Source organism: Tenggerimyces flavus (genome assembly GCF_016907715.1).
In the GTDB taxonomy this organism is placed as follows: domain Bacteria; phylum Actinomycetota; class Actinomycetes; order Propionibacteriales; family Actinopolymorphaceae; genus Tenggerimyces; species Tenggerimyces flavus.
Window position 1 is genome coordinate 4,897,658 of the sequence record NZ_JAFBCM010000001.1, and the last position, 24,080, is coordinate 4,921,737.

Sequence of the window (24,080 nt, forward strand, 5' to 3'; positions counted from 1 at the left end):
ACCCGTTCTCAAGCGTCCACACGAGGGACAGTGCGGACGACGCCCTGTCCACAACGATCACGGAGCGTGACGGTAACTCGTTGTGGCGGCCAAGTCAAGCCGACGCCACGAAGAGTATCGGAATCGAGTCCGGCCAGGCGCGTTGCCTCGCGTCGTACACGGTGGGTCGGAGTCCCGATCTGGTCACCGGCTGATACTGTCAAAGCCGGTCCTACCCCCTTTAACGACCCGTCCAGCGAGGCGGGGAAGGAGGTTCGGCAGTGGCTGTCGCTGCCCACCATCAGCCTGAACGCTCCGTACGCGCCGTCCTCGACGAGGACGACATCTCCCGAGCGTTGACCCGCATCGCGCACGAGATCCTCGAGCGCAACAAAGGCCCGAAGGACGTCGTCCTGCTCGGCATTCCCACCCGCGGCGTCGACCTCGCCCGACGGATCGGCGAACGCATCGCCGCCGTCGAGTCCGCGGCCGCCCAGGGCGCCCTCGACGTCACGATGTACCGCGACGACCTGAGGATGCGCCCCACCAGGGCCCTCGAGCACACCGACATCCCCGACGGCGGCGTCGACGGCAAGATCGTCGTGCTGGTCGACGACGTCCTGTACTCCGGGCGTACGATCCGCGCCGCGCTCACCGCCCTCGACGACATCGGCAGGCCGCGAGCCGTCCAGCTCGCTGTCCTCGTCGACCGCGGCCACCGCGAACTGCCGATCCGGGCCGACTTCGTCGGCAAGAACCTCCCCACGGCCGCCGACGAACGCGTCACGGTTCACGTCAGAGAACGCGACGGCAAGGACCTCGTCGCGATCGTCAAGGAGGGGGAACCGAAGTGAAGCACCTGTTGTCCGCCGGCGACCTCAGCCGCGACGAAGCGCTCCAGATCCTCGACACCGCCGAAGAGCTGCGCAGCCTCGCCGACCGTCCGATCAAGAAGCTCCCCACCCTCAGAGGCCGGACGGTCGTCAACCTCTTCTTCGAGGACTCGACGCGCACCCGCATCTCGTTCGAGGCCGCCGCCAAGCGCCTCAGTGCGGATGTGATCAACTTCTCAGCCAAGGGCTCCAGCGTCACGAAGGGCGAGAGCCTCAAGGACACCGCGCTCACGCTCGAGGCGATGGGCGCCGACGCGGTGGTCGTACGGCACTGGGCCAGCGGTGCGCCGCACCGCCTGGCCGGAACCGGCTGGATCCGGGGGAGCGTGCTCAACGCCGGCGACGGCACCCACGAGCACCCGACGCAAGCCCTCCTTGACGCCTTCACCATGCGACGGCATCTCGGCAGCCTCGAAGGAAGAAGGATCGCGGTCGTCGGCGACGTCCTGCACAGCCGGGTCGCGCGGTCGAACGTGCTGCTGCTCGCCACGCTCGGCGCCGAGGTCACCCTCGTCGGCCCGCCCACCCTGCTGCCCGTCGGCGTCGAGGGCTGGACCTGCGACACCAGCTACGACCTCGACAGCGTGCTGTCCAAAACCGACGCCGTGATGATGCTCCGCGTCCAGAAGGAGCGGATGAACGACGCGTTCTTCCCCAGCGCCCGCGAGTACAGCCGCCGGTACGGCCTGGACTCCGCGCGGATGGCGATGCTGCCCGACCACGCGTTGGTCATGCACCCCGGCCCGATGAACCGCGGCATGGAGATCTCCGCCGACGTCGCCGACTCCACCCGGTCCGTCATCGTCGAGCAGGTCACGAACGGCGTCGCCGTCCGCATGGCCGTGCTCTACCTGCTGCTGGCCGGTGCCCCAGATACCCAGGAGGACTCGTGAGCTACCTGCTGAAGGGCGTACGTCCCCTCGGCGGCGACCCCGTCGACCTCGTGTTGAACGAAGGCGTCATCGCCGAGCTCGGCACCGGGCTGACTGCCGACGTCACCATCGACGCCGACGGCCTGATCGCGCTGCCCGGCCTCGTCGACCTCCACACCCACCTGCGGGAGCCCGGCCTGGAGAACGCCGAGACCGTCGAGTCCGGCACGCTCGCCGCCGCGCTCGGCGGGTTCACGGCCGTCTTCGCGATGCCCAACACCCAGCCCGCCGCCGACACCGCTGGTGTGGTCGAGCAGGTCTACCGGCTCGGCCGCGACGCCGGCTACTGCGACGTCCAGCCGATCGGCGCCGTCACCCAGGGCCGCGCGGGCAAGCAGCTCGCCGAGCTCGGCGCGATGGCCGAGTCCGCCGCCCGCGTCCGCGTCTTCTCCGACGACGGCGACTGCGTCTCCGACGCCGTGCTCATGCGCCGCGCGCTGGAGTACGTCAAGGCGTTCGACGGCGTGATCGCCCAGCACGCCCAGGAGCCCCGGCTGACCGAGGGCGCCCAGATGAACGAGGGCGTGCTCTCCGGCCAGCTCGGCCTGCGCGGCTGGCCCGCGGTCGCCGAGGAGGCGATCATCGCCCGCGACGTCCTGCTCGCCGCCCACGTCGGCAGCCGGGTCCACATCTGTCACGTCTCCACCGCCGGCTCGGTCGAGATCCTGCGGTGGGCCAAGAGCAAGGGGTACGCGGTCACCGCCGAGGTCACGCCGCACCACCTGCTGCTCACCGACGAGCTCGTCGCGAGCTACGACCCGGTCTACAAGGTCAACCCGCCCTTGCGCACCGCCGAGGATGTCACCGCCGTACGCGAAGCCCTTGCGGACGGGACGATCGACGTCGTCGCCACCGACCACGCACCCCACCCGGTCGAGGAGAAGGAGTGCGAGTGGCCGGCCGCCGCGATGGGCATGGTCGGCCTCGAGACCGCGCTCGCGGTCGTGCAGCAAGCCATGGTTGACACCGGCCTGCTGGACTGGGCCGGCGTCGCCGAACGGATGTCCGCCGCCCCTGCCCGGATCGGCCGTTTGCAGGGCCATGGCGGCACCCTGGAGCGCGGAGTGGCCGCGAACGTGACCCTGTACGACCCGAACGCCCCTTGGGCCGTGGAGCCGGCGAATCTGGCCAGCAAGTCGCGCAACACCCCGTTCGGCGGTCGCACGCTGCCCGGCCGGGTCGTCGCGACGTTCCTCCGCGGCCGCGCCACCGTGCTCGACGGGAAGCCCGCATGAACGCACTGCTCGTCCTCGAAGACGGCCGCACCTTCCGCGGCGACGCCTACGGAGCCGACGGCGAAACCTTCGGCGAGGCCGTCTTCGCGACCGGCATGACCGGCTACCAGGAGACGCTCACCGACCCGTCGTACCACCGCCAGGTCGTCGTCCAGACCGCCCCGCACATCGGCAACACCGGCGTCAACGACGCCGACCCGGAGTCGCGCCGGATGTGGGTCGCCGGGTACGTCGTCCGCGACCCCGCCCGCGTCCCGTCCAACTGGCGCGCGCAAGCCAGCCTTGACACCGCGCTCAAGCGCGACGGCATCGTCGGCATCAGCGGCATCGACACCCGCGCCCTCACCCGGCACCTGCGCGAGCGCGGCGCGATGCGGGTCGGCATCTCCACGGTCGAACGCGATCCCGACGCGCTGCTCGAACGCGTCCTCGCCTCGCCGGAGATGGTCGGCGCCGCGCTGGCCGACGACGTGACGACGGAGCATCCGTACGTCACGGTCGCCAACGTGCCGACCCGCTTCCGGGTGGCCGCGATCGACCTCGGCATCAAGGCGATGACGCCGCTCCGGATGGCCGAGCGGGGCATCGAGGTGCACGTGCTGCCCTCGACCTCCACGCTCGACGACGTGCTCGCGGTCGACCCGCACGGCGTGTTCGTGTCCAACGGTCCCGGTGATCCGGAGCCGCTCGAGCACGTCACCGAGCTGATCCGCGGGGTGCTGCGCGCGGACAAGCCGTTCTTCGGGATCTGCCTCGGCAACCAGCTGTTCGGCCGGGCGCTCGGCTTCGGCACGTACAAGCTCAAGTACGGCCACCGCGGCATCAACCAGCCCGTGCAGGACCGCTCGACCGGCAAGGTCGAGGTCACCGCGCACAACCACGGGTTCGCCGTGGACGCGCCGCTGCACGAGGCGACCGCCACCGAGTTCGGGAGCGCCGAGGTCAGCCACGTCAACCTCAACGACGACGTGGTCGAGGGCCTGCAGCTCAAGCGGGACGGCGAGGTCGTCGGCTTCTCGGTCCAGTACCACCCCGAGGCCGCGGCGGGACCACACGACGCCGCCTACCTGTTCGACCGCTTCGTCGACCTGATGGCGAAGCGTGGAGGGAAGGCCTGATGCCCCGCCGTACGGACATCTCCTCGGTCCTCGTCATCGGCTCCGGTCCGATCGTGATCGGCCAGGCGTGCGAGTTCGACTACTCCGGTACGCAGGCCTGCCGGGTGCTCCGCGACGAGGGCCTGCGGGTGATCCTGGTCAACTCCAACCCGGCCACGATCATGACCGACCCGGAGTTCGCCGACGCCACGTACGTCGAGCCGATCACGCCGGCCGCGGTCGCCAAGGTCATCGAGCAGGAACGTCCCGACGCCCTGCTTGCCACGCTCGGCGGGCAGACCGCGCTCAACACCGCGGTCGCGCTGCACGAGAACGGCACGCTCGCGAAGTACGGCGTCGAGCTGATCGGCGCGTCGATCGAGGCGATCCAGCGCGGTGAGAACCGCGAGTCGTTCAAGCGGATCGTCGAGGGGCTCGGCGCGAAGGTCGCCAAGAGCAAGATCTGCCACACGATCGAGGAGTGCCTCGCCGCGGCTGCCGAGCTCAACTACCCGGTCGTGGTGCGGCCCTCGTTCACGATGGGCGGCGCCGGCTCCGGCATGGCGTACGACGAAGCCGAGCTCCGCCAGATCGGCGGCCTCGGCCTGCAGCTCAGCCCGACCACCGAGGTGCTCCTGGAGGAGTCGGTCCTCGGCTGGAAGGAGTACGAGCTCGAGGTCATGCGCGACCGCGCCGACAACGTGGTCATCGTCTGCTCGATCGAGAACGTCGACCCGATGGGCGTGCACACCGGCGACTCGGTGACGGTTGCGCCGGCGATGACGCTGACCGACCGCGAGTACCAGGACATGCGCGACGTCGCGATCGGCGTGATCCGCGCGGTCGGTGTCGACACCGGCGGCTGCAACATCCAGTTCGCGGTCGACCCGGCCGACGGCCGGATGATCGTGATCGAGATGAATCCGCGCGTCTCCCGTTCGAGCGCCCTTGCTTCCAAGGCGACCGGCTTCCCGATCGCGAAGATCGCGGCGAAGGTCGCGCTCGGCTACACGTTGGATGAGATCCCCAACGACATCACCGCGGAGACGCCGGCCTCGTTCGAGCCGACGCTCGACTACGTGGTGGTGAAGGTGCCGCGGTTCGCGTTCGAGAAGTTCCCGCACGCCGACCAGACGCTCACCACGCACATGAAGAGCGTCGGCGAGGCGATGGCGATCGGCCGCAACTTCACCGAGGCGCTGCAGAAGGCTCTGCGTTCGATCGAGAAGCGCGACGCGGTGCTGACGTGGGCGGGGGAGCCGCGGCCGAAGGAGGGCCTGCTCACGCTGCTCCGTACGCCGCACGACGGCCGGCTGAAGAACCTCGTCGAGGCGATCCGCGCGGGTGCGACGGCCGAGGAGCTGTTCGAGGCGACGAAGATCGACCCGTGGTTTCTCGACCAGCTCTTCTTGCTGCACGAGATCGCGACCGAGGTCGCGGACGCGCCGCAGCTCGATCCTTCCCTTCTGCGCAAGGCGAAAAGGCACGGCTTCTCCGACGCGCAGATCGGTGCGATCAAGTCGATGCGTGAGGACGTCGTCCGCGGCGTACGCCACGCGCTCGGCATCCGCCCGGTGTTCAAGACGGTCGACACCTGTGCGGCGGAGTTCGCCGCCACGACGCCGTACCACTACTCCAGCTACGACGAGGAGACCGAGGTCCAGCCGCGGGAGAAGCCCGCGGTGATCATCCTCGGCTCGGGCCCCAACCGCATCGGGCAGGGCATCGAGTTCGACTACTCCTGTGTGCACGCGGCGATGGCGCTGGCCGAGGCCGGCTACGAGACCGTGATGGTCAACTGCAACCCGGAGACGGTCTCGACCGACTACGACACCAGCGACCGGCTGTACTTCGAGCCGCTCACGTTGGAGGACGTTCTCGAGGTCGTCAACGCCGAGTTGACGGCGGGTCCGGTCGCGGGTGTGATCGTGCAGCTGGGTGGGCAGACGCCGCTCGGTCTCGCGCAGGGACTCGCCGACGAGGGTGTGCCGATCGTGGGCACGTCGCCGGCGGCGATCCACCTCGCCGAGGACCGCGGCTCGTTCGGGCACGTGCTCGCCGAGGCGGGGCTGCCGGCGCCGAAGCACGGGACCGCGACGTCGTACGTCGAGGCGAAGCAGATCGCCGACGAGATCGGCTACCCGGTGCTGGTGCGGCCGTCGTACGTCCTCGGCGGTCGCGGCATGGAGATCGTGTACGACGACGAGGCGCTCGCCGGTTACATCGCCCGCGCGACGGCGATCTCGCCGGAACACCCGGTGCTGGTCGACCGGTTCCTCGACGACGCGGTCGAGATCGACGTCGACGCGCTGTACGACGGCAAGGAACTGTTCCTCGGCGGCGTGATGGAGCACATCGAGGAGGCCGGCATCCACTCCGGCGACTCGGCGTGCGCGCTGCCGCCGATCACGCTCGGGTCGGAGGAGATCGACCGGATCCGCGCCTCCACCGAGGCGATCGCTCGCGGCGTGGGGGTGCGGGGCTTGCTGAACGTGCAGTACGCGTTGACTTCTGACGTTCTCTACGTGCTGGAGGCCAACCCGCGCGCGTCGCGGACGGTGCCGTTCGTCTCGAAGGCGACGGCGACGCCGTTGGCGAAGGCCGCGGCTCGCGTGATGCTCGGCGCGTCGATCGCCTCGCTGCGGTCGGAGGGCCTGCTGCCGTCGGACCGCGACGGTGGTGCGCTGCCGCCGAACGCGCCGATCGCGGTGAAGGAAGCGGTGATGCCGTTCAACCGGTTCCGCACCGGCGACGGCCGTACGGTCGACACGCTGCTCGGTCCGGAGATGCGCTCGACCGGCGAGGTGATGGGCATCGACGCCGGCTTCGGGGTGGCGTTCGCGAAGTCGCAGGCCGGCGCGTACGGTGCGCTGCCCTCGTCCGGCCGCGCGTTCGTTTCGGTGGCCAACCGGGACAAGCGGCACATGATCTTCCCGGTGAAACGCCTTGCGGACTTGGGCTTCGAGATCCTCGCGACCGAGGGCACCGCTGCGGTGCTGCGGCGCAACGGCGTGCATGCGACCGTCGTTCGCAAGGTCACGCAGGGCCCCGGGCCGGCGGGGGAGCCGACGATCGTGCAGCGCATCGTCGACGGCGAGGTCGACCTGGTCGTCAACACCCCGCGGGGTACGACGTCCGGCGGCAGCCCGCGGATCGATGGGTACGAGATCCGCACCGCCGCGATCATGGCGAACATCCCGTGCATCACCACCGTGCAAGGGCTGGCGGCCGCGGTGCAGGGGATCGAGGCCTTGCTCACCGACAAGATCGGGGTGCGCTCGTTGCAGGACTGGGCTTCCGACATGCGGAGTGGGGAGTCGTGAGCCCGACGCAGGTCCGCGGGAAGGTCGTCGCGACGCGCCGGGTCGGTGCGTACCACCACCTGACGATCGCGGCGCCGGGCATTCCGGAGCGCACCCGTCCCGGCAACTTCGTGGCGTTGGCGGTCGGTGGACCGCAGACGTCGATGCTGCTGCGGCGCGCGTTCTCGATCTACCGCGTCAGCGAGCAAGGGCCGACCGGTGGGACCGTCGAGATCGTCGTCGGCGTGCACGGCAAGGGCACCGAGTGGCTGGTGGGATGCCGGCCAGGTGATGTGGTGGATGTCGTGGGCCCGTTGGGCAAACCGTTCGCGCTGCCGCAGGAGCCGGTGTCGTGCGTACTGGTCGGCGGCGGGTACGGGAGTGCGCCGCTCTTCATGCTGGCCGAGGGGCTGCTCGCGCGCGGTTGTCGCGTGCAGTTCGTGCTCGGGGCGGCGACCGAGGCTCGGCTGTTCGGTGCCTTGGACGCGAAGCGGATGGGCTGCCCGGTCACGGTGACGACCGAGGACGGGTCGGCGGGGGTGCGCGGTCGGGTGACCGACGTGCTGCCCGAGCTGGTGCGGCGTACGTCGTCGGAGGTGCTGTACGCGTGCGGGCCGATGGGCATGCTGCGCGCGGTCTCCGACGTGGCCACGGCCGAGGGCGCGCACAGCCAGTGCGCGGTCGAGGAGGCGATGGCCTGCGGGATCGGCGTCTGCATGACGTGCGTCCTGCCGGTGATCGGTGCGGACGGGGTGACGCGGATGTCGCGTTCCTGCGTGGACGGTCCGGTGTTCCGCGGCACGCAGGTGCGGTGGTCGGAGGTCGGAACGGTGCCGGCGGACACGCTCGGGGCGCCGAAGGTGGGTGTGCGCTGATGGTGACACTGGAGCCCGATCTTTCCACCCAGCTTGGTCATTGGGAGCTTCCCAACCCGGTGATGACCGCCTCGGGGTGTGCTGCCGCGGGGCGTGAGCTCGCCGACTTCTTCGACCTCACCGCGATCGGTGCGGTGGTGACGAAGTCGATCATGGCGGCGCCTCGCTCCGGCCGGGCGACGCCGCGGATGGCGGAGACGCCGTCGGGGATGCTCAACTCGATCGGTCTGCAGGGGCCCGGGATCGACGCGTTCCTCGCGAACGACCTTCCCTACTTGAAGAATCTAGGCGCCCGGGCGCTGGTGTCGATCGCCGGCGGATCGGTGGGGGAGTTCGCGTCGTTGGCCGCTCGACTCGCTCCCGAGTTTTGGGTGGCTGCGGTCGAGGTCAACATCTCGTGCCCGAACGTCGAGAACCGCGGGCTGGTGTTCGCCTGCGATCCCGGGGCGTCCTCCGAGGTGGTGTCCGCCGTACGTGCCGAGCTGCCGGCGCGGGTGCCGGTGTTCGCGAAGCTCTCGCCGGACGTCACCGACATCACCACGATCGCTCGTGCCTGCGTCGATGCCGGCGCCAATGGGCTGTCGGTCATCAACACCCTGCTGGGCATGGCGATCGACGTCGACACGATGCGTCCTGTGCTCGCCGGCATCACCGGCGGGCTGTCCGGTCCGGCGATCCGGCCGGTCGCCGTTCGCTGCGTGTGGCAGGTGCACAAGGCGTTGCCGGACGTACCGATCATCGGGATCGGCGGCATCCGTACCGGGCTCGACGCCTTGGAGTTCGTGCTCGCGGGCGCGTCCGCGGTGCAGGTGGGAACGGCGACGTTCGGCGACCCGTCTGCGCCGGTCCGCGTACTCGGTGAACTGCGGGAAGCCTTGGCAGCAAGGGGAATCAAGCGTCTCGCGGACGTCGTGGGCGCCGCGCATCGACCAGTGGAGGATGCTCGATGATCGATCCGTTCGGCGCTCGCCTACGCAAGAACCTGGACCGCCTCGGACCACTCTGCGCCGGGCTCGACCCGCACGCGGCCTTGCTCGAGGCGTGGGAGCTGCCCGACACCGTGGACGGGCTGGAGCGATTCGCGATGACCGTCGTGGAGGCGGTGGCCGGTCGGGTCGCGGTGGTGAAGCCGCAGTCCGCGTTCTTCGAACGGCACGGCTCTGCCGGGATCGCCGTGCTGGAGCGCGCGATCGGCGCGCTGCGGGCCGAGGGGACGCTGGTGCTGCTGGACGTGAAGCGCGGCGACATCGGGACCACCATGCAGGGCTATGCGGACGCGTACCTGAACGAGAAGTCGTCGCTGTTCGTCGATGCGATCACCGTCTCGCCGTACCTCGGCTTCGGGTCGCTGCGGCCCACGATCGACACGGCTCTCGCCAACGGGGCTGGGGTGTTCGTGCTCGCGCTGACCTCCAATCCCGAGGCGCCGGAGGTGCAGCAGGCGCGCACGCCGGACGGGCGAACGGTGACGGGCGCGATGCTCGCGCACCTCGCCGCGGAGAACGCCGGCGTCTCACCGTTGGGTTCGGTGGGCGCGGTGGTCGGTGCGACGGTGGGCTCGACGGGGGAGGACTTCGCCGTCAACGGCCCGTTGCTCGCGCCGGGCATGGGCGCGCAGGGAGGCACCGCCGAGGGACTCCGCGAGATCTTCGGCACGGACGCGCTGCGCAACGTCCTGCCGTCCACGTCGCGGGAGCTGCTCTCGGCAGGCCCGTCGGTCGAGGCCCTGCGGTCCACCGCCGACAGCCTCAACGACTCCCTCGCCACCGTCCTCCGCTGACCCGCACTTCACCCACCGAACCGGGGCTCCCGGCGATCGGCAATCGATTGCCAACCCCGGTTGGATGGGTAAAGTCGCACACCATGGGGACAGAGGGGGTGGGCGTGCTCGACGTCGTGGTGATGATCGTCACCGATCGGCAGGGCCGGGTGGTCATGCAGCACCGGACGGACGACGCGCCGACGGGTGCCGGGCTGTGGTCGGTGCCGGGCGGCGGGGTCGAGCCGGGCGAGCTGCCGGCCGACGCCGCGCATCGGGAGCTGCTCGAGGAGACCGGGCTGAGCTGTGACGACCTCGCTCGCTCACACGTCTACGAGCGGCCGTCGAGCAACGGGCTCCATCAGCTGCGCGTCCACGTGTTCGTGGGAACGACCGACGCGAAGGACGACGAGCTCGTCTGTGGCGAGGGCCAGGCGATGGTGTTCCTCGGTCTCGAGGAAGCCTGGCAACGCGACCTTACCCGCGTCGCACGGGAGAACCTCCCACAGAGCGGGATCTCCCGCGAGATCGCTGTCGCGCTGGTGACGGATCGGCTCGGGCGGGTGCTGATGCAACACCGTACGGACGACGCGCCGATCAGCCCCGGGCTCTGGACGCCGCCGGGCGGCCACCTCGAGCCAGGTGAGGATGCGCTGACTGCCGCACATCGCGAGCTGCTCGAGGAGACCGGACTCCGCTGCCCCGACCTCGCGCTCGCCGACGTACGCGTGCTCGTCGGCGGCGACGGCCAGCTCGTCCGCTACCACCTTTTCGAGGCGACGACCGACGCGCGCGACGAGGACGTGGTCTGCGGCGAAGGGCAGGCGATGGTGTTTCTCACGGTCGACGAAGCCCAGCGGAAGTCCCTCACCTCCATCGCCCGCGCCATCCTCGCCGCCTAGTTGGGTCGGGGGCACCTTCGTCCCATAGGTTCGGACCAGGGTGCCCCCGACCCAGTCGGTGGGCTGGCACCGGCGGTCACCTTCGCGGTGCGGCGTTCGTCAGTGCGGTGACGGAGCTGGCGAAGAAAGGGATCACTGTGGAGCAGCAGAGCGAGCTGGCCGAGCGGTTCGAGGAGAGTCGCAGCCAGCTGCGGTCGGTCGCGTACCGCATGCTCGGCTCGCTCACCGAGGCCGACGACGCGGTGCAGGAGGCGTGGATCAGGCTCAGCCGCAGCGACACCTCCGACGTCGACAACCTCGGCGGCTGGCTGACGACGGTGGTAGCCCGCGTCTGCCTCGACATGCTGCGCTCGCGCAAGGCGCGCCGCGAGCAGCCGTACGAGACGTTCGTCCCCGACCCGATCGTCACTCTCGACGACCGCACCGACCCCGAGCAGCAGGCGCTGCTCGCCGACTCGGTCGGGCTCGCGCTGCTCGTCGTGCTCGAGACCCTGCCGCCGGCCGAGCGGCTCGCGTTCGTCCTGCACGACACGTTCGGACTGCCGTTCGACGAGATCGCGCCGATCGTCGACCGTACGCCGACCGCGGCGCGGCAGCTCGCCAGCCGCGCGCGGCGCCGCGTCCAGGGCGCGCACCTGCCCGACCCCGACCTTGCCAAGCAGCGCGAGGTCGTCGAGGCGTTCCTCGCCGCGGCCCGCGCCGGCGAGTTCGAGAAGCTGCTCGAGATCCTCGACCCCGACGTCGTCCTCCGCGCCGACTTCGGCGCCGCCCGCGTCTCGACGCTCGTGCGCGGTCCGCAGGATGTCATCGCCCAGGCGAGGCTGTACGCGGACAGCGCGCAGTACACCCGCCACGCCCTCATCAATGGCGCACCCGGCACGGTCGCGATCCGTAAGGGCCGCCTCACCGCCGTGTCGTCGATGACGATCGTGGACGGCAAGATCGTCCAGATCGACATCCTCGCCGACCCCGACCGCCTGCGGCAGGTCCAGCTCTCCGGTCTGTAGCCATCTCGCCGGAAATCTTTGGACGTTCGTTCCCTAGCGGCCCGGCGCACCCGTGCCCAATACTGGTCCGGACCTGAATCCGCACGGGGTCGAGAAGGGACATGCTCGATGGGCCTTGGGCGTCGAGGTATCGCGGTGTTCGTGGCGGCCGTCGCCGCGCTGGGGTTGGGCTCGGGGAGCGCCTCGGCGGCGAGCGTCCAGTGGGCCACCGATCCGTTCCCCGAGGTGTGTGCCAGTCCCGTCGACCCGGCGTGCGACGCCGGGGCGGGGGACGGCTACATCAAGTGGGGCAACCGGACGGCCGGGATCAAGGGGTACGTGTGGGACTTCGACGAAGACCCGGCCGACTACACGAAGGTCTACTTCGACGCGTTCGCCGGGTCGACGAAGGTCGACTCGGACTTTCGTACGGCGAACGGCCAGTATCGGCCCTTCGGTGAGTTCCCCATCGGTGACCCGAACCTCGTCGGCGGGATCGACCGCGTCCGGATCCAGGTGTGCTCGCACTTCCCGCTGTGGCCGTACAAGGAGTGCAGCGCACCGGTGAACGTGCTCCGCAACTAGGCCCTGTGACGAAAGTAGCTGGAGCGACGCAGCGGCGACGAGCAGGCTGCCCCGGAAGCTCCCGAGTGACTCCCCAGTGATGGCAAATGATCATGTTTACATGATCATTTGCCGCTCTACGTGGGATACACCCCGCGTAGAGCACCCATTCGCCAGGTACCGCGGCACTACGAGACAGGTCCTCACCGTCACGGGGTCCGAGGGACCCAAGAAGGGAAAGTTCCATGGGCATACAGCGTCGAGGTATCGCGATGTTCGCGGCGGCTGCCGCCATGGTCGGGGTCGGCTCGGGGACCGCTTCGGCGGCCGAGGTCGACCATTGGCCGATCGTGTGCAGCGCCAACACCGGCTGCCCGGACTGGGCGAAGGGTGGCGCCGTCGTCTGGGGCAACCGCACGGCCGAGGTCAGCGGGTCGGTGCGCGACTCCAGCAAGTCCCAGTACGAGTGGGTGACCGTCTACTTCGACGCGTTCGCCGGGTCGACCAAGATCGACTCGACCTCACGGACGGCGAACAACGAGGAGCGGCCGTTCCGGTTCTTCATCGGCGACCCCAACCTCGTCGGCGGCATCGACCGGGTCCGGATCCAGGTCTGCGGGCACTTCCCGGCCACGTGGCCGTTCGAGGAGTGCGGCCCGCAGTACAACGTGTGGCGAGGTGAGTGGACCTAGCAGGGACTAGCGCCGCTCGACCTCCAGTTCGGCGAGCTGGAGCCGGTACGTCGTCGCCGGCTCCTGGACGGGGACGCCGAGCTTGGTCGCCGTCACGCGGACGTACCGCAGCGTGGTCAACGGCACGGGGAACGACTGCGGACCGCGCACTCGCTGCCCGCCGGCGTAGTTCGTCGCCGTGTGCAGGAACGTCCACGGCCCGGTCGGCCCGTTGGACGCCGCGAGCGTGAAGTCCACCGGGAAGCTCGCGCCCTCGGCGGCCTGGTCGTCGCGCGGCCACAGCCTGACGTGGTTGAACGAACGCGCGCTGCCGAGGTCGACCTGCACCCACTCGAGGTGGTTCGGGTCGGTGTACCCAGTCGACGTGAAGCCCGCCGTCGGTCCCTCCGCGTTCGCGCTCGCCAGGCTGTGCCGCATCGTGTCCACGAGTCGAGCCCGGCCCCAGCCCTGCGCCGGCGACTCGTACGACGAGCTCGACGTCACCGTACGTCCCGCGGCCAGATCGTCCACCGGGGCAGGGAAAACGGGCGGTCCCTCAGCAACGGGCTGGAGCGTCAGCAACGTCACGGAGTTCGGCGGCAGGTTCACCGGACCGGCGAACGAGGACGTCGGCGCGATCACCTGGTTCTGCACCTGCACGGGGTACTCGTGCGGCCCCGGCCGCTGGCTGCGCACCCCGGCGGCCCAGTCCGCGTAGTAGTTCCCGTTCGCGGCGTCGACGACCGTCCGCACCGCGCGGAACGTCTGATTCGCAGCCAGGTAAGGAAGATTCGTCAGCGAGATGTCGATCCGTGACGCCGCCGCGGTGTGGTTCCACAGCACCACGGCCACCCGGTTGTGCGCGGGATCCCGCGTCGCGACGCCGTAGAGACTCCGATCGGCGAGCCCGCCGGTCGTCGTGAGCCGCTCCGGCCCGAGCTTGCCGTACATCTCGAACACGTTCGCCACGGCCTTGCGGTGCCCGTTCGCCGTCAGCATGCCGAGGTCGCCGTAGAAGCCGGCCGTCGGCGTCCACCCCTCCATCGGGCTGAAGAAGTACGCGCCGCCGAGCGACGGGTTGTCCAGGGCGCGGCTCAACCGGCGGGCGGTGTACGCGGCGTTGACGTGGGTGTCCGGTGCGGCGCCGGGGCTGCCGGTCATGTTCGACGTGCTGTTCCACTCGTTGATCAGCAGCCGCTTCGCGGGGATGCCGCGCGCGCTGAGCAGGCCCTGCGCCGTCGTCACCGTCGCGAAGTCGTCCGACCCGTAGTGGTGCCAGGACAGGAAGTCCATCGGCACGTCGAGGTGGGTGCGGTACCAGTCCAGGAACGCCGCGGTCTGGGTGCTGCCGATGTTCGCGAAGCCCGCGCCGCCGACCTTCGCGGTCGAGTCGGCCTCCTTCACCGCGCGGGCGGACGCCTCGTACATCGCGTTGTACTGATCCATCGTCCCGGTCCAGAACCACTCCGGCTCGTTCCAGATCTCCCAGTCCAGCCCGGCGATCCCGAGGCCCTCGTAGTGGTCGACGACGGCGCGTACGGTGGCCGCCCACTCCGCCAGATCGGTCGCGGGCGCGTTCCACGCCGGTCCGAGCGCGCTGGGCATGTACGACAGGCACATGAACGGGCGGATCCCGTTCTCGACCAGTTCCAGCACGACCCGGTCGAGCCGGCTGAAGTCGTACTCGAGCACCCCGGCGGGGTTCCGCGAGACGGGCGTGTAGAAGCCGTCCTCGAGCAGGTGGTCGATGCGGATCTCCTTCAGCCCCATCCGCGCGAGCTCCGGGATCTGCGACGTGAACCAGTTCAGGTTCTGCGCCGACAGGTAGCCGCCCTGCGAGCCCTTCAGGATCTTCGCCAGCGGAACGGGGCCAGCCGTCTGCGTGTAGCTGAACGACATGCTGGTCGTGGCTGCCTGCGCGGGCGCGACGGGGATCGCGAGCAGCGCGGCGACGAGGAGCACGCCCAGGACCGCGCTGAGCGGTGCGGGCAGTGCGGCCAGTGCGGACTGGGCCGACTGGGCGAGGCGGCGACCGGACATGGGCAACATTGTGCGGACGCAGCGGCATCGGCGAAAAGTATTGACCAAGGATGTGAACCGCGCGGACAGCGGTTTCCCAGACGGTGCCCGATCGGGCCAAAGCGGACGCCGGGCATTGTCCGCTAGCGGCGGAATGCAGCATCTTCTGCATTTGGGTCATCTCTGTGTGTCGCGCGACTTAACATCGCGATAGGGGATCGCTTCGATGACGAACTGTTGTCGAACGAATGCTTTCTGTACGAACAATTCGGGCGATTCGTGCGGACAGAGGTCTTTGGGACGAGGGGGTTTACCGTGAGTGCACCGAGGTCTTGGCGAGGTGTGTCCAGAAGAGGGCTCGCTGTCGTCGTTGCCGCTTTGGCTACGACGGTGGGGGTTGCGGCCCCGACCGTCCTCCAGCCCCGAGCCGAGCCCGCCGTGGCTCCCGCGAGCGCGTACCACCAGGTCGTCACCTGGGGTGCAGCACCGCAGAAGATGACGAACACGTTCAATACCCAGACGTTCCGGATGATCGTGAAGACGAGCGTCGCCGGCAACAATGTGCAAATTCGACTTTCGAACGCATTTGGTACGCGAGCCATTACGTTCGGCAGTGCTTACCTCGGGCGACAGGGGTCGGGCGCGACGGTGGCGTCGGGCTCCAACCGGCAGCTGCGGTTCGGCGGCTCGCGGTCGGTGGTCGTACCGCCCGGCTCGTCCGTGCTCAGTGACCCGTTGTCCGGAACGGTGGCGGCCAACACCAAGCTCGCCGTGAGCCTGCACGTCGTCGGCAACGCCGGCCAGGTGACGGGCCACGCGGTGGCGAGCCAGGTCTCGTACGTCAGCAGCGTCGGCGACTACGCCGCTCGCTCCGACGGCGCCCAGTTCACGCCGACCCCGAACTGGTTCTTCCTCGACGGGGTGGTCGTGACGACCTCGTCGACCATCGGCACCGTCGTCTGTCTCGGCGACTCGATCACCGACGGCACCAGGTCGAGCCAGAACCTGAACCGCCGCTACCCGGACTACCTCGCCACGCGGCTCCAGCAGCAGCACTCCACCCGGTACGCCGGAGTGGCCAACGTCGGCATCTCCTCCAACCGCCTCACCGGCGACGGCACCGGCGTCAGCGGCCTGGCCCGGTTCGACCGCGACGTGCTCGCTCAGCCGGGCGTGGACACGCTCGTGTTCATGCAGGGCATCAACGACATCCGCCTCGACGTGGCGACGCGGCCCGAGCAGCTGACCGCGGCGTACCGCCAGATCGTCGCGCGAGCGCACGCGCACGGGATCAAGGTGATCGGCGGGACGCTGATGCCGTTCTACGGCGACAAGTTCTACACCGAGGAGCGCGAACGGCTCCGCCAGCAGGTGAACCAGTGGATCCGTTCCAGCAACGCGTTCGACGCGGTGGTCGACTTCGACAAGGCCACCCGCGACCCGATCTTCCCGAAGCGGCTGCGGCCGTCGTACGACTCCGGCGACCGCATCCACCCGAGCGACGCCGGCTACCAAGTGATGGCCAACGCCATCGATCTGAGCCAGTTCAGGTAACGGCCGGGAGGAGGGTGCGGGGAGTGGGCCCCGCACCCGCCTGGCGGCTGTCCGCCGTGAGAGTCTGGCCGGCATGTCTCTCGCCAGCGCGGAGCTCGCGGCTTCGATCAGCACCCTCGCCGACGCCGCGGGCGCGGCGATCCTCGAGATCTACGCCCGTTCCGACCCCGGCACGCGCGAGAAGGCCGACCGTACGCCGGTCACCGAGGCCGACCTGGAGTCCGAGCGGCTGATCCTCGCGGGCCTGCGCGAGCTCACGCCCGACGTCCCGATCGTGGCCGAGGAGAGCGTCGCGGCTGGCGTCGTCCCGGAGACCGACGACGGCCCGTTCTGGCTCGTCGACCCGCTCGACGGCACCCGCGAGTTCCTGTCCGGCAACGGCGAGTTCACGGTGAACATCGCGCTGGTCGAGGCCGGCGTACCCGTCCTCGGCGTCGTCCACCTCCCGGTCCAGGACACGAGCTATCTCGGCGGCGCCGGCGCGGCGACCGTCGCGAAAGGACACGAGCGACGAAACCTTGGTGTCGTCCAGGCGAACGAGGCCGGGTTCCGCGTCCTCGTCAGCCGCAGCCATCTGGACGAGGAGACCGAACGCTGGCTCGCCGACGTCCCGGTCACCGAACGTATCTCGGCCGGTAGCTCGCTGAAGTTCTGCCGGATCGCGGAGGGTGCCGCGGACCTCTATCCGCGCTTCGGGCGGACCATGGAATGGGACACCGCCGCAGGTCAGGCCGTGTTGCTCGCCGCCGGAGGGGCGGTCACGACGCCGTCCGGAACGCCGCTACGCTACGGCAAGCCCGGGTTCGCCAACCCGTCATTCCTCGCATTCGGGGCGACGGCGCCTCAGGCGCGCGGGGACGTTGAGACCGGGCATCGGGGAACCTGACCTCACGTACGGAACGTCCTAGTGCGCGCCGTACGACATCTCCAGAAAGGGCACAAACTGTGAAGCGACGCACGGGGGCACTGCTCCTCGCCGCTGGCCTGAGCCTGGCCGTCCTGACCGCTTGCGGGGGCAGTGGCGGGAGCACCACCACGGGCAGCGGGAGCTCCGGCAGTGGCAACAGCAACGCTGGCAGCGGTGACGTCAAGGCGTACTGCGCCGCGGTCCGCGACGCCGGCACCGAGCTGCTCAAGCCGGCTCCGGCCGGTGAGACGAAGGACCTCTCGTCGACGTACCAGAAGATCGCCGACGTGGCTCCGGACGACATCAAGCCGTCCTGGCAGACGCTGGCCGACCAGATGAAGGTCCTCCAGGAGGGCCTCAAGATCGACCCGCAGGCCATCGCCACGACGGACCCCGCCGACCTCGAGGCGCAGCAGAAGAAGACCGAAGAGGCCAGCACGAAGATGCAGGAGGCCATCACCAAGGTCTCCGAGGACACGACCAAGCGCTGCGTCAACGCGTGATGAGGTGGGCCGGGGATGACGGAGAGCGTCGGACAAGCGCGCGTAGCGCGCGCTGCGTTCGGCGCCCCGCGCCCGTATGGGCGTGGTGCAGGAGGAACTCATATTGGTTATATGGGTGACGATGTGCACCGCGGCCAGACGGGATGTGGGGTGTCGCACGCCCGGCGATATCCGTCAGACGCGGCCCAGAATGTGTGGGGGCGTCCGGGTTGCGGACGCCCCCGTCACATGTGTCGGTCGGCTCTGCTTCGATGATGCCGGTCAGCCGAGTAGCCTCACCTGCGAGGCTGGCTAAGATCGCACAGCCTCGTGCGACACGCTCGAGACAGCTGCCGACACGAAAACGCGACAACTGCACACAGGCCGACGCCAGAAGCGTAAGAATCTCCCTTGCCCTGCCCGTCCCCACGCCCCGAGGTGACCGTCCGTGCCGCTTCCTCCCCTGACTCCCGAAGCTCGTCAAGCTGCCCTCGAGAAGGCGGCGCAGGCCCGGCGGGAGCGAGCCGAGGTGAAGAACCGCCTGAAGCACTCCGGCGCATCCCTTGGCGAGGTCGTCAGCCAGGGCCGCAACTCCAACGAGATCATCGGCAAGATGAAGGTCCTCGACCTGCTCTGCGCGATGCCGGGAGTCGGCAAGGTCCGCGCCAGGCAGATCATGGAGCGGATCGGCATCTCCGAGAGCCGCCGGGTCCGCGGACTCGGCGAGAACCAGGTCGCCGCGCTCAAGCGCGAGTTCGGCGAGTCCTGAGCCGCTAGCCACCACAGAACCTGAGCACGAGGCGGTACGTACGGCGATGACCGGATCAGCGTTCTTCGAAACGGCGGGTGCCTCCCGCCTCACCGTGCTGGCCGGGCCGACCGCGGTCGGCAAGGGCACCGTCGCCGCCGCGATCCGCGCGCACTATCCGGAGGTCTGGATCTCCGTCTCGGCGACGACTCGACCGCCGCGACCGGGTGAGGTGCTCGGCACCCACTACTGGTTCGTCGACGACGCCGAGTTCGACCACATGGTCGAGACCGGCGAGCTGCTCGAGTGGGCGGTGGTGCACGGCGTTCACCGGTACGGAACGCCGCGGCGCGCCGTCCTGGAGGCGCTCGAGGCGGGCCGGCCCGCGCTGTTGGAGATCGATCTGCAGGGCGCGCGCCAGGTGCGGGACACGATGCCGGAGGCGATGTTCGTGTTCCTCGCGCCGCCGCACTGGGACGAGCTCGTTCGCCGGCTGGTCGGTCGGGGAACCGAGTCGGCCGAGGAACAGGCCCGCCGGCTGGACACCGCCAGGCGTGAGCTGGCGGCCGAGCGGGAGTTCGATGTGACCATTGTCAACACCGATGTCCCGACCGCTGCCGCGGAGTTGGTATCCTTGATGTACTCCCACACGACAGCACCGGAGGCCTGAGCTTGTCCGGCACCCCGACCACGGCCGAGGGCATCACGTACCCGCCCATCGACGACCTACTGACCAAGGCTGACTCGAAGTACAAGCTCGTCTTGTTCTCCGCCAAGCGCGCCCGCCAGATCAACGCCTACTACGCCCAGCTGGGCGAGGGCCTGCTCGAGTACGTCGGCCCGCTCGTGGACACCCATGTCCAGGAGAAGCCGCTCTCGATCGCGCTGCGTGAGATCAACGAGGGTCTGCTGACGGTCGAGGACATCGAGCCGACCGAGACCAACCCGCCCGCGGCCTCCTAAGCCACGGCTCGCGCGACAACCGAAGACGAACGATGCCCGCCACCACCCGAGCAGCTCGGGTGGTGCTTGGCGTTTCCGGCGGGATCGCGGCGTACAAGGCGGCGAGCCTGCTCCGGCTGCTGGTCGAGGCGGGGCACTCGGTGCGCGTCGTCCCGACTGCTTCGGCTTTGAAGTTCGTGGGCGAGGCGACCTGGGCGGCGCTGTCGCACGAGCCGGTCCATACGTCGGTGTGGTCGGACGTGCACGAGGTGCCGCACGTACGGCTGGGGCAGACCGCAGACCTCGTCGTGGTCGCGCCCGCTACGGCTGACCTGCTGGCTCAGGCGGCGCACGGCTCGGCGTCGGACCTGTTGACTTCGACGCTGCTCACCGCCCGGTGCCCGGTCGTACTGGCGCCCGCGATGCACACCGAGATGTGGGAGCACGCGGCGACGCGCGCGAACGTCGCGTTGCTGCGGTCGCGGGGTGTGCTGGTGGTGGAGCCGGCAGAGGGCCGGCTGACCGGTGCTGACACGGGGAAGGGGCGGTTGCCGGAGCCAGACGCTCTCTTCGATGTGTGCGCACTGGTTTTGGCACGGGGCGCTGCCGGGTTGTCGCAGGACCTTTCCGGGCGCCGGGTCGTCGTGTCGGCTGGTGGGACGCGGGAGTTTTTGGATCCCGTTCGGTATCTGGGGAACCGTTCGTCGGGGCGGCAGGGCTACGCGCTGGCCCGGGCCGCTGTCGTTCGGGGCGCCTCGGTGACCTTGGTGTCCGCGTCGGCGCTGCCGGAGCCAGCGGGGGTGAAGGTCGTCCCGGTGGTGTCGACGCGGGACATGCGCGAAGCGGTGCTGTCCGCTGCCGCGTCCGCTGATGCGGTGGTGATGGCGGCCGCGCCGGCAGACTTCCGGCCGGCGGAGTATGTCGAGCACAAGATCAAGAAGGTCGACGACGTCTCGGCACCTTCTGTCGTGCTGGTGCAGAACCCGGACATCTTGGCCGAGCTCGCGCACAACCGGCCGTCTCCCGGGCTGGTGGTGGTGGGCTTCGCGGCCGAGACCGGCGACGCGTCCGGCTCGGTCCTGGACCACGGCCGGGCCAAGCTCGCCCGCAAGGGCGCCGACCTGCTGGTGGTCAACGAGGTCGGCGCCACCAAGGGTTTCGAGTCGACCGAGAACGAGGCCGTCATCCTCGGCGCGGACGGCTCGGAGACCCCCGTCCCGCTGGGCTCGAAGGACCTCCTCGCCCACCACATCTGGGACCTCGTCGCCACCCGCCTGTCCTAGCCCTCTGAGGATGGCTGAGTCCCCAACGCTGCGTCGCTGGCGGCCGCTCTGGTTCTCCTACGCGGTCAGTGCGAGCGGTACGTCGGTCGCCAGCGGGATCCTGCCGATCATCGCGATCCTCCACCTGCACGCCTCGGCTGCTCAGGTCTCCGCCCTGGCCGCGATCTCCGCGGTCGCAGGCGGCGTCGGCGGAACGCTCAGCGCCCGGCTGTTCGATCGGGCGCCGAGGCTCGCCGTGCTCCGGTGGATCCAGCTGTTCCAGTGCGCGTCCCTGGCCGTCCTGCTGATCGTCGCTGCCGTTGGCTGGCTGACGTTCACTCACCTCGTCGTGGTCGCGGCCATCCAGGCTGCCGGCTTCATCGCCTACGCGGCGGGCTTCAACCTGCACCTGAAGCAGTCGCTCGAGGACGACGACCTGATCGTCGCGACCTCGCGCATCGAGGCGACGACCTGGACGACCCAGTCGATCGGCCCGATGCTCGGCGGCGTACTCACCAGTGCCGTCGGTCCGTTCCTCGCGGTGGCGATCGACGCGCTCAGCTTCGTCGCCTCCGCTCTCGGACTCGCCAAGGCCAAGGACGACAGGCAACCTCGACGCGGGCCGAACGAACGCCTCGGCGGCGGGCTGCCGTACATCTGGCGCAACGACATCCTTCGCCCGCTCTACCTCAACGCGATGACCCTTGGCGGCGGGCTGCTGATGGCGAGCCCGCTCGTCGCCCTGCTGATGCTCAGGGACCTCGGCCTCCCCGCCTGGCAGTACGGCCTCGCGGTCGGGCTGCCAGCGGTGGCAGGACTGGCCGGGGCGTTCTGCGCGCCGCGGCTCCATCGCGCCCTTGGACAACGCAGGACGCTCCTCTTCTTCGGAGCGCTGCGCGGTCCCTGCCTCGTCCCGCTCGCGCTCGCGCCCTCCGGCCCGGCCGCCCTCTGGGTCATCCTCGGCAGCCAGGCCCTGCTGCTGTTCGCCGCCGGGGTGTTCAACCCGACCTTCGCGACCACCCGACTCCAGGCGTCCTCCGTCGACATGATCGCCCGCGTGTCTGCGGCGTGGTCCGGCTCGGCCAAGGTGGTTCAGCCCGCGTGCATCGCTCTCGGCGGGCTCATCGCGGCGGCGACCAGCGTCAGGGTCGCGCTCGGTGCAGCGGCCGCACTGGGCGTCGCGAGCGTCGTCGCTCTTCCGTGGCGTCGATCGAGCCCGGACTGATGGCTATAGCGCGTGCCATACTGGATGCTATGGCACCGACCTCGATGCAGATCGACTCCCGTCTGCGTGACGACCTGGCGACCATCGCTCAGCGAGACTTCGATGGCGTGACGCTTGGCGAGGCGGTCCGGCGGCTGGTCAAGGAACATCAGCTCCATCGCATCGTCCAGCGCTACGAGGAACTGCGCGCCGACCCGGAGGAGTGGGCGAGCTACCAGGCCGAGGCGAGGCTGACCGACAACGCGGCCGGCGACGGACTGCCAGGGGCGGCCGAGGAGTACCCGGAGTACAACCGGTGACCCGACCGCCGAGACTCGAGCCTTGGCAGGTGTGGCTCGTGGACTTCGGCGAACCGGTTGGACACGAGCAGGGCGGAGTCAGGCCTGCCGTCGTTGTCGGCTCCCAGATCCATTGCCGGTTCCCCATCGGTAGGGCGATGGTGGTGCCGTTGACCTCACGTGATCGCGGCCTGGACCACCATGTGCGCATCGACCCTGCCGGCTCCGGGCTGAACCGCCCGAGCTGGGCGCGCACCGAGGATCTGACAGCGGTGTCGACCCAGAGGTTCGTTCGGTCCGAGCCGCTCGGTACGGCCTCCGCCACCGAGATCGCCGACCTGAGCGAGTGGTTGCGCGACCTGGTCGCCTTCTGTTGACGCATGGCTAGGCCGCGCGCGCCGCGCGGTCGGCTTCGCGGATGGGGGCGCCGGAGTGGTGGAGGTGGCGCAAGGCGATGGCGTACGACTCGGCCAGGCTGGTCTGCTCGTACGGCACCCCGAGCTCCTCGCAGTAGCCCTGCACGATCGGCTGCGCGCGGCGCAGGTTCGGGGTCGGCATGTTCGGGAACAGATGGTGCTCGATCTGGTAGTTCAGCCCACCCAGCGCCACGTCGACGAAGCGGCCGCCGCGGACGTTGCGGGAGGTCAGCACCTGCTTGCGCAGATAGTCCAGCTCGGACGGGCCAGTCAGCGTCGGCATGCCCTTGTGGTTCGGCGCGAACGTGCAGCCGAGATACACGCCGAAGACCGCCTGGTGCACCAGCATGAAGACGACGGCCTTGCCCGGCGACAGCACCGTGAACAACACCGAGACGTACAGCACCAGATGCAGCACGAGCAAGAAGGCCTCGATGCGGCGGTTCCTCAACGACGGCCGGAACAGCGCGCGGATGCTCGAGACGTGCATGTTGAAGCCCTCGAGCGTCAGCAGCGGGAAGAACAGGAACGCCTGCCAGCGGCCGATGAACCGCGCGACCCCGCGCGCGGACCGCGCCTGGTCCTGCGACCACACGAGGATGTCGGGGGAGACGTCCGGGTCGAGGTCCTCGTGGTTCGGGTTCGCGTGGTGGCGGGTGTGCTTGTCCATCCACCAGCCGTAGCTCATCCCGATGCCGAGGTTGCCGGCGATGATCCCGGCCCGTTCGGACGGTCGCCGCGTACGGAACACCTGCCGGTGCGCGAGGTCGTGCGCCACCAGCGCGACCTGGGCGAACACCACGCCGAGGACGACGGCGAGCAGCAGGTTCCACCACGTGTCGCCGAGCGCGACGAACGCGGCCCAGGCCGCGAGGTACGCGCCGGCCACCAGGCTCAGGCGGAGAACGTAGTAGCCAGGACGGCGGTCGAGGAGGCCCGCGGACTGGATTCGCCTGGTCAACTGGGCGAAGTCGCTGCCGCCAGTCGCGGGCTGAGTGGGCTGGGTATCGATGTCGGTAGCGGTCACGACACCTAATCCTGGACGCCAGGTA

The 24,080-nt window shown here is 69.6% G+C and carries 24 protein-coding genes; 22 read left to right on the top strand and 2 right to left on the bottom strand.

From position 1 onward, the window contains the following. The first annotated feature begins 260 nt into the window (after nucleotides 1–260). From pyrR to JOD67_RS22930, 12 genes are all read left to right on the top strand, one after another. Nucleotides 261–833, top strand: coding sequence for a bifunctional pyr operon transcriptional regulator/uracil phosphoribosyltransferase PyrR (pyrR, locus tag JOD67_RS22875; RefSeq protein ID WP_205119742.1), 573 nt, complete (start codon nucleotides 261–263; stop codon nucleotides 831–833). Continuing rightward, complete coding sequence (locus JOD67_RS22880; protein ID WP_205119743.1) at nucleotides 830–1,765, top strand: aspartate carbamoyltransferase catalytic subunit; 936 nt, start codon at nucleotides 830–832, stop codon at nucleotides 1,763–1,765. The genes pyrR and JOD67_RS22880 overlap by 4 nt, the downstream gene beginning before the upstream one ends. Next, complete coding sequence (locus JOD67_RS22885; RefSeq protein ID WP_205119744.1) at nucleotides 1,762–3,039, top strand: dihydroorotase; 1,278 nt, start codon at nucleotides 1,762–1,764, stop codon at nucleotides 3,037–3,039. Before JOD67_RS22880 ends, JOD67_RS22885 begins: the two co-directional genes overlap by 4 nt. Then, entirely contained in the window at nucleotides 3,036–4,157 is a 1,122-nt protein-coding gene (gene carA / locus JOD67_RS22890) for a glutamine-hydrolyzing carbamoyl-phosphate synthase small subunit (protein WP_205119745.1), read from the top strand. Before JOD67_RS22885 ends, carA begins: the two co-directional genes overlap by 4 nt. Then, complete coding sequence (carB, locus tag JOD67_RS22895) at nucleotides 4,157–7,459, top strand: carbamoyl-phosphate synthase large subunit (RefSeq protein ID WP_205119746.1); 3,303 nt, start codon at nucleotides 4,157–4,159, stop codon at nucleotides 7,457–7,459. The genes carA and carB overlap by 1 nt, the downstream gene beginning before the upstream one ends. Beyond that, a complete protein-coding gene (locus tag JOD67_RS42025) occupies nucleotides 7,456–8,313 on the top strand; it encodes a dihydroorotate dehydrogenase electron transfer subunit (RefSeq protein ID WP_205119747.1) in 858 nt (285 codons plus the stop codon). Before carB ends, JOD67_RS42025 begins: the two co-directional genes overlap by 4 nt. After that, nucleotides 8,313–9,263, top strand: a complete 951-nt coding sequence (locus tag JOD67_RS22905) for a dihydroorotate dehydrogenase (RefSeq protein WP_205119748.1) — start codon at nucleotides 8,313–8,315, stop codon at nucleotides 9,261–9,263. Before JOD67_RS42025 ends, JOD67_RS22905 begins: the two co-directional genes overlap by 1 nt. Further along, nucleotides 9,260–10,093, top strand: a complete 834-nt coding sequence (gene pyrF / locus JOD67_RS22910) for an orotidine-5'-phosphate decarboxylase (RefSeq protein ID WP_205119749.1) — start codon at nucleotides 9,260–9,262, stop codon at nucleotides 10,091–10,093. Before JOD67_RS22905 ends, pyrF begins: the two co-directional genes overlap by 4 nt. A gap of 83 nt (nucleotides 10,094–10,176) precedes the next feature. Continuing rightward, nucleotides 10,177–10,974 carry an NUDIX domain-containing protein gene (locus tag JOD67_RS22915; RefSeq protein ID WP_205119750.1) on the top strand — a complete coding sequence of 266 codons (798 nt, stop codon included), beginning with the start codon at nucleotides 10,177–10,179 and terminating at the stop codon, nucleotides 10,972–10,974. Between the two features lie 137 nt (nucleotides 10,975–11,111). Next, complete coding sequence (gene sigJ, locus JOD67_RS22920; RefSeq protein WP_205119751.1) at nucleotides 11,112–11,981, top strand: RNA polymerase sigma factor SigJ; 870 nt, start codon at nucleotides 11,112–11,114, stop codon at nucleotides 11,979–11,981. A 108-nt stretch (nucleotides 11,982–12,089) separates the two neighbouring features. After that, nucleotides 12,090–12,545, top strand: coding sequence for a hypothetical protein (locus tag JOD67_RS22925; protein WP_205119752.1), 456 nt, complete (start codon nucleotides 12,090–12,092; stop codon nucleotides 12,543–12,545). A 224-nt stretch (nucleotides 12,546–12,769) separates the two neighbouring features. Next, nucleotides 12,770–13,216: a hypothetical protein gene (locus JOD67_RS22930; protein ID WP_205119753.1), complete on the top strand. Its 447-nt coding sequence runs from the start codon at nucleotides 12,770–12,772 to the stop codon at nucleotides 13,214–13,216. Between the two features lie 6 nt (nucleotides 13,217–13,222). On the opposite strand, the gene JOD67_RS22935 is transcribed toward JOD67_RS22930, so the two are convergent. After that, the gene (locus JOD67_RS22935) at nucleotides 13,223–15,235 is read right to left on the bottom strand and encodes a GH39 family glycosyl hydrolase (protein ID WP_205119754.1); all 2,013 of its coding nucleotides are present in this window, start codon (nucleotides 15,233–15,235) and stop codon (nucleotides 13,223–13,225) included. Between the two features lie 369 nt (nucleotides 15,236–15,604). Between JOD67_RS22935 and JOD67_RS22940 the strand changes: the two genes are divergently transcribed. The 10 genes from JOD67_RS22940 (at nucleotide 15,605) to JOD67_RS22985 (ending at nucleotide 22,989) form a co-directional block, all read left to right on the top strand. Continuing rightward, on the top strand, nucleotides 15,605–16,768 hold the full coding sequence (locus tag JOD67_RS22940; protein WP_205119755.1) for an SGNH/GDSL hydrolase family protein: 1,164 nt from the start codon (nucleotides 15,605–15,607) through the stop codon (nucleotides 16,766–16,768). Between the two features lie 73 nt (nucleotides 16,769–16,841). Continuing rightward, complete coding sequence (gene cysQ, locus JOD67_RS22945) at nucleotides 16,842–17,654, top strand: 3'(2'),5'-bisphosphate nucleotidase CysQ (protein ID WP_205119756.1); 813 nt, start codon at nucleotides 16,842–16,844, stop codon at nucleotides 17,652–17,654. 59 nt (nucleotides 17,655–17,713) lie between these two features. Further along, on the top strand, nucleotides 17,714–18,178 hold the full coding sequence (locus JOD67_RS22950) for a hypothetical protein (protein WP_205119757.1): 465 nt from the start codon (nucleotides 17,714–17,716) through the stop codon (nucleotides 18,176–18,178). A 427-nt stretch (nucleotides 18,179–18,605) separates the two neighbouring features. Beyond that, the gene (mihF, locus tag JOD67_RS22955) at nucleotides 18,606–18,926 is read left to right on the top strand and encodes an integration host factor, actinobacterial type (protein WP_205119758.1); all 321 of its coding nucleotides are present in this window, start codon (nucleotides 18,606–18,608) and stop codon (nucleotides 18,924–18,926) included. Nucleotides 18,927–18,972: 46 nt separating this feature from the next. After that, nucleotides 18,973–19,575, top strand: coding sequence for a guanylate kinase (gene gmk / locus JOD67_RS22960; RefSeq protein ID WP_205119759.1), 603 nt, complete (start codon nucleotides 18,973–18,975; stop codon nucleotides 19,573–19,575). 2 nt (nucleotides 19,576–19,577) lie between these two features. Continuing rightward, the gene (rpoZ, locus tag JOD67_RS22965; RefSeq protein ID WP_205119760.1) at nucleotides 19,578–19,868 is read left to right on the top strand and encodes a DNA-directed RNA polymerase subunit omega; all 291 of its coding nucleotides are present in this window, start codon (nucleotides 19,578–19,580) and stop codon (nucleotides 19,866–19,868) included. Nucleotides 19,869–19,900: 32 nt separating this feature from the next. Then, the gene (gene coaBC, locus JOD67_RS22970; protein ID WP_205119761.1) at nucleotides 19,901–21,130 is read left to right on the top strand and encodes a bifunctional phosphopantothenoylcysteine decarboxylase/phosphopantothenate--cysteine ligase CoaBC; all 1,230 of its coding nucleotides are present in this window, start codon (nucleotides 19,901–19,903) and stop codon (nucleotides 21,128–21,130) included. A gap of 10 nt (nucleotides 21,131–21,140) precedes the next feature. Further along, nucleotides 21,141–22,334, top strand: coding sequence for an MFS transporter (locus JOD67_RS22975; RefSeq protein ID WP_205119762.1), 1,194 nt, complete (start codon nucleotides 21,141–21,143; stop codon nucleotides 22,332–22,334). A 29-nt stretch (nucleotides 22,335–22,363) separates the two neighbouring features. Next, on the top strand, nucleotides 22,364–22,633 hold the full coding sequence (locus JOD67_RS22980; protein ID WP_205119763.1) for a hypothetical protein: 270 nt from the start codon (nucleotides 22,364–22,366) through the stop codon (nucleotides 22,631–22,633). A 29-nt stretch (nucleotides 22,634–22,662) separates the two neighbouring features. Next, nucleotides 22,663–22,989, top strand: a complete 327-nt coding sequence (locus JOD67_RS22985; protein ID WP_307782509.1) for a type II toxin-antitoxin system PemK/MazF family toxin — start codon at nucleotides 22,663–22,665, stop codon at nucleotides 22,987–22,989. Nucleotides 22,990–22,996: 7 nt separating this feature from the next. Here the strand turns inward: JOD67_RS22985 and JOD67_RS22990 are convergent, their stop codons facing one another. Further along, nucleotides 22,997–24,055 (bottom strand): fatty acid desaturase family protein, encoded by a 1,059-nt coding sequence (locus tag JOD67_RS22990; protein ID WP_307782510.1) that lies wholly within the window; start codon nucleotides 24,053–24,055, stop codon nucleotides 22,997–22,999. Nucleotides 24,056–24,080 lie beyond the last annotated feature (25 nt).

What these genes read in the sequence shown, in the direction of transcription:
- JOD67_RS22915 (WP_205119750.1), top strand. Translation starts at nt 10,177, where the DNA reads ATGGGGACAGAGGGGGTGGGCGTGCTCGACGTCGTGGTGATGATCGTC.
- coaBC (WP_205119761.1), top strand. Translation starts at nt 19,901, where the DNA reads ATGCCCGCCACCACCCGAGCAGCTCGGGTGGTGCTTGGCGTTTCCGGC.
- pyrF (WP_205119749.1), top strand. Translation starts at nt 9,260, where the DNA reads ATGATCGATCCGTTCGGCGCTCGCCTACGCAAGAACCTGGACCGCCTC.
- JOD67_RS22930 (WP_205119753.1), top strand. Translation starts at nt 12,770, where the DNA reads ATGGGCATACAGCGTCGAGGTATCGCGATGTTCGCGGCGGCTGCCGCC.
- JOD67_RS22925 (WP_205119752.1), top strand. Translation starts at nt 12,090, where the DNA reads ATGGGCCTTGGGCGTCGAGGTATCGCGGTGTTCGTGGCGGCCGTCGCC.
- cysQ (WP_205119756.1), top strand. Translation starts at nt 16,842, where the DNA reads ATGTCTCTCGCCAGCGCGGAGCTCGCGGCTTCGATCAGCACCCTCGCC.
- JOD67_RS22935 (WP_205119754.1), bottom strand. Translation starts at nt 15,235, where the DNA reads ATGTCCGGTCGCCGCCTCGCCCAGTCGGCCCAGTCCGCACTGGCCGCA.
- JOD67_RS22905 (WP_205119748.1), top strand. Translation starts at nt 8,313, where the DNA reads ATGGTGACACTGGAGCCCGATCTTTCCACCCAGCTTGGTCATTGGGAG.
- carB (WP_205119746.1), top strand. Translation starts at nt 4,157, where the DNA reads ATGCCCCGCCGTACGGACATCTCCTCGGTCCTCGTCATCGGCTCCGGT.
- carA (WP_205119745.1), top strand. Translation starts at nt 3,036, where the DNA reads ATGAACGCACTGCTCGTCCTCGAAGACGGCCGCACCTTCCGCGGCGAC.
- gmk (WP_205119759.1), top strand. Translation starts at nt 18,973, where the DNA reads ATGACCGGATCAGCGTTCTTCGAAACGGCGGGTGCCTCCCGCCTCACC.
- JOD67_RS22980 (WP_205119763.1), top strand. Translation starts at nt 22,364, where the DNA reads ATGGCACCGACCTCGATGCAGATCGACTCCCGTCTGCGTGACGACCTG.
- JOD67_RS22975 (WP_205119762.1), top strand. Translation starts at nt 21,141, where the DNA reads ATGGCTGAGTCCCCAACGCTGCGTCGCTGGCGGCCGCTCTGGTTCTCC.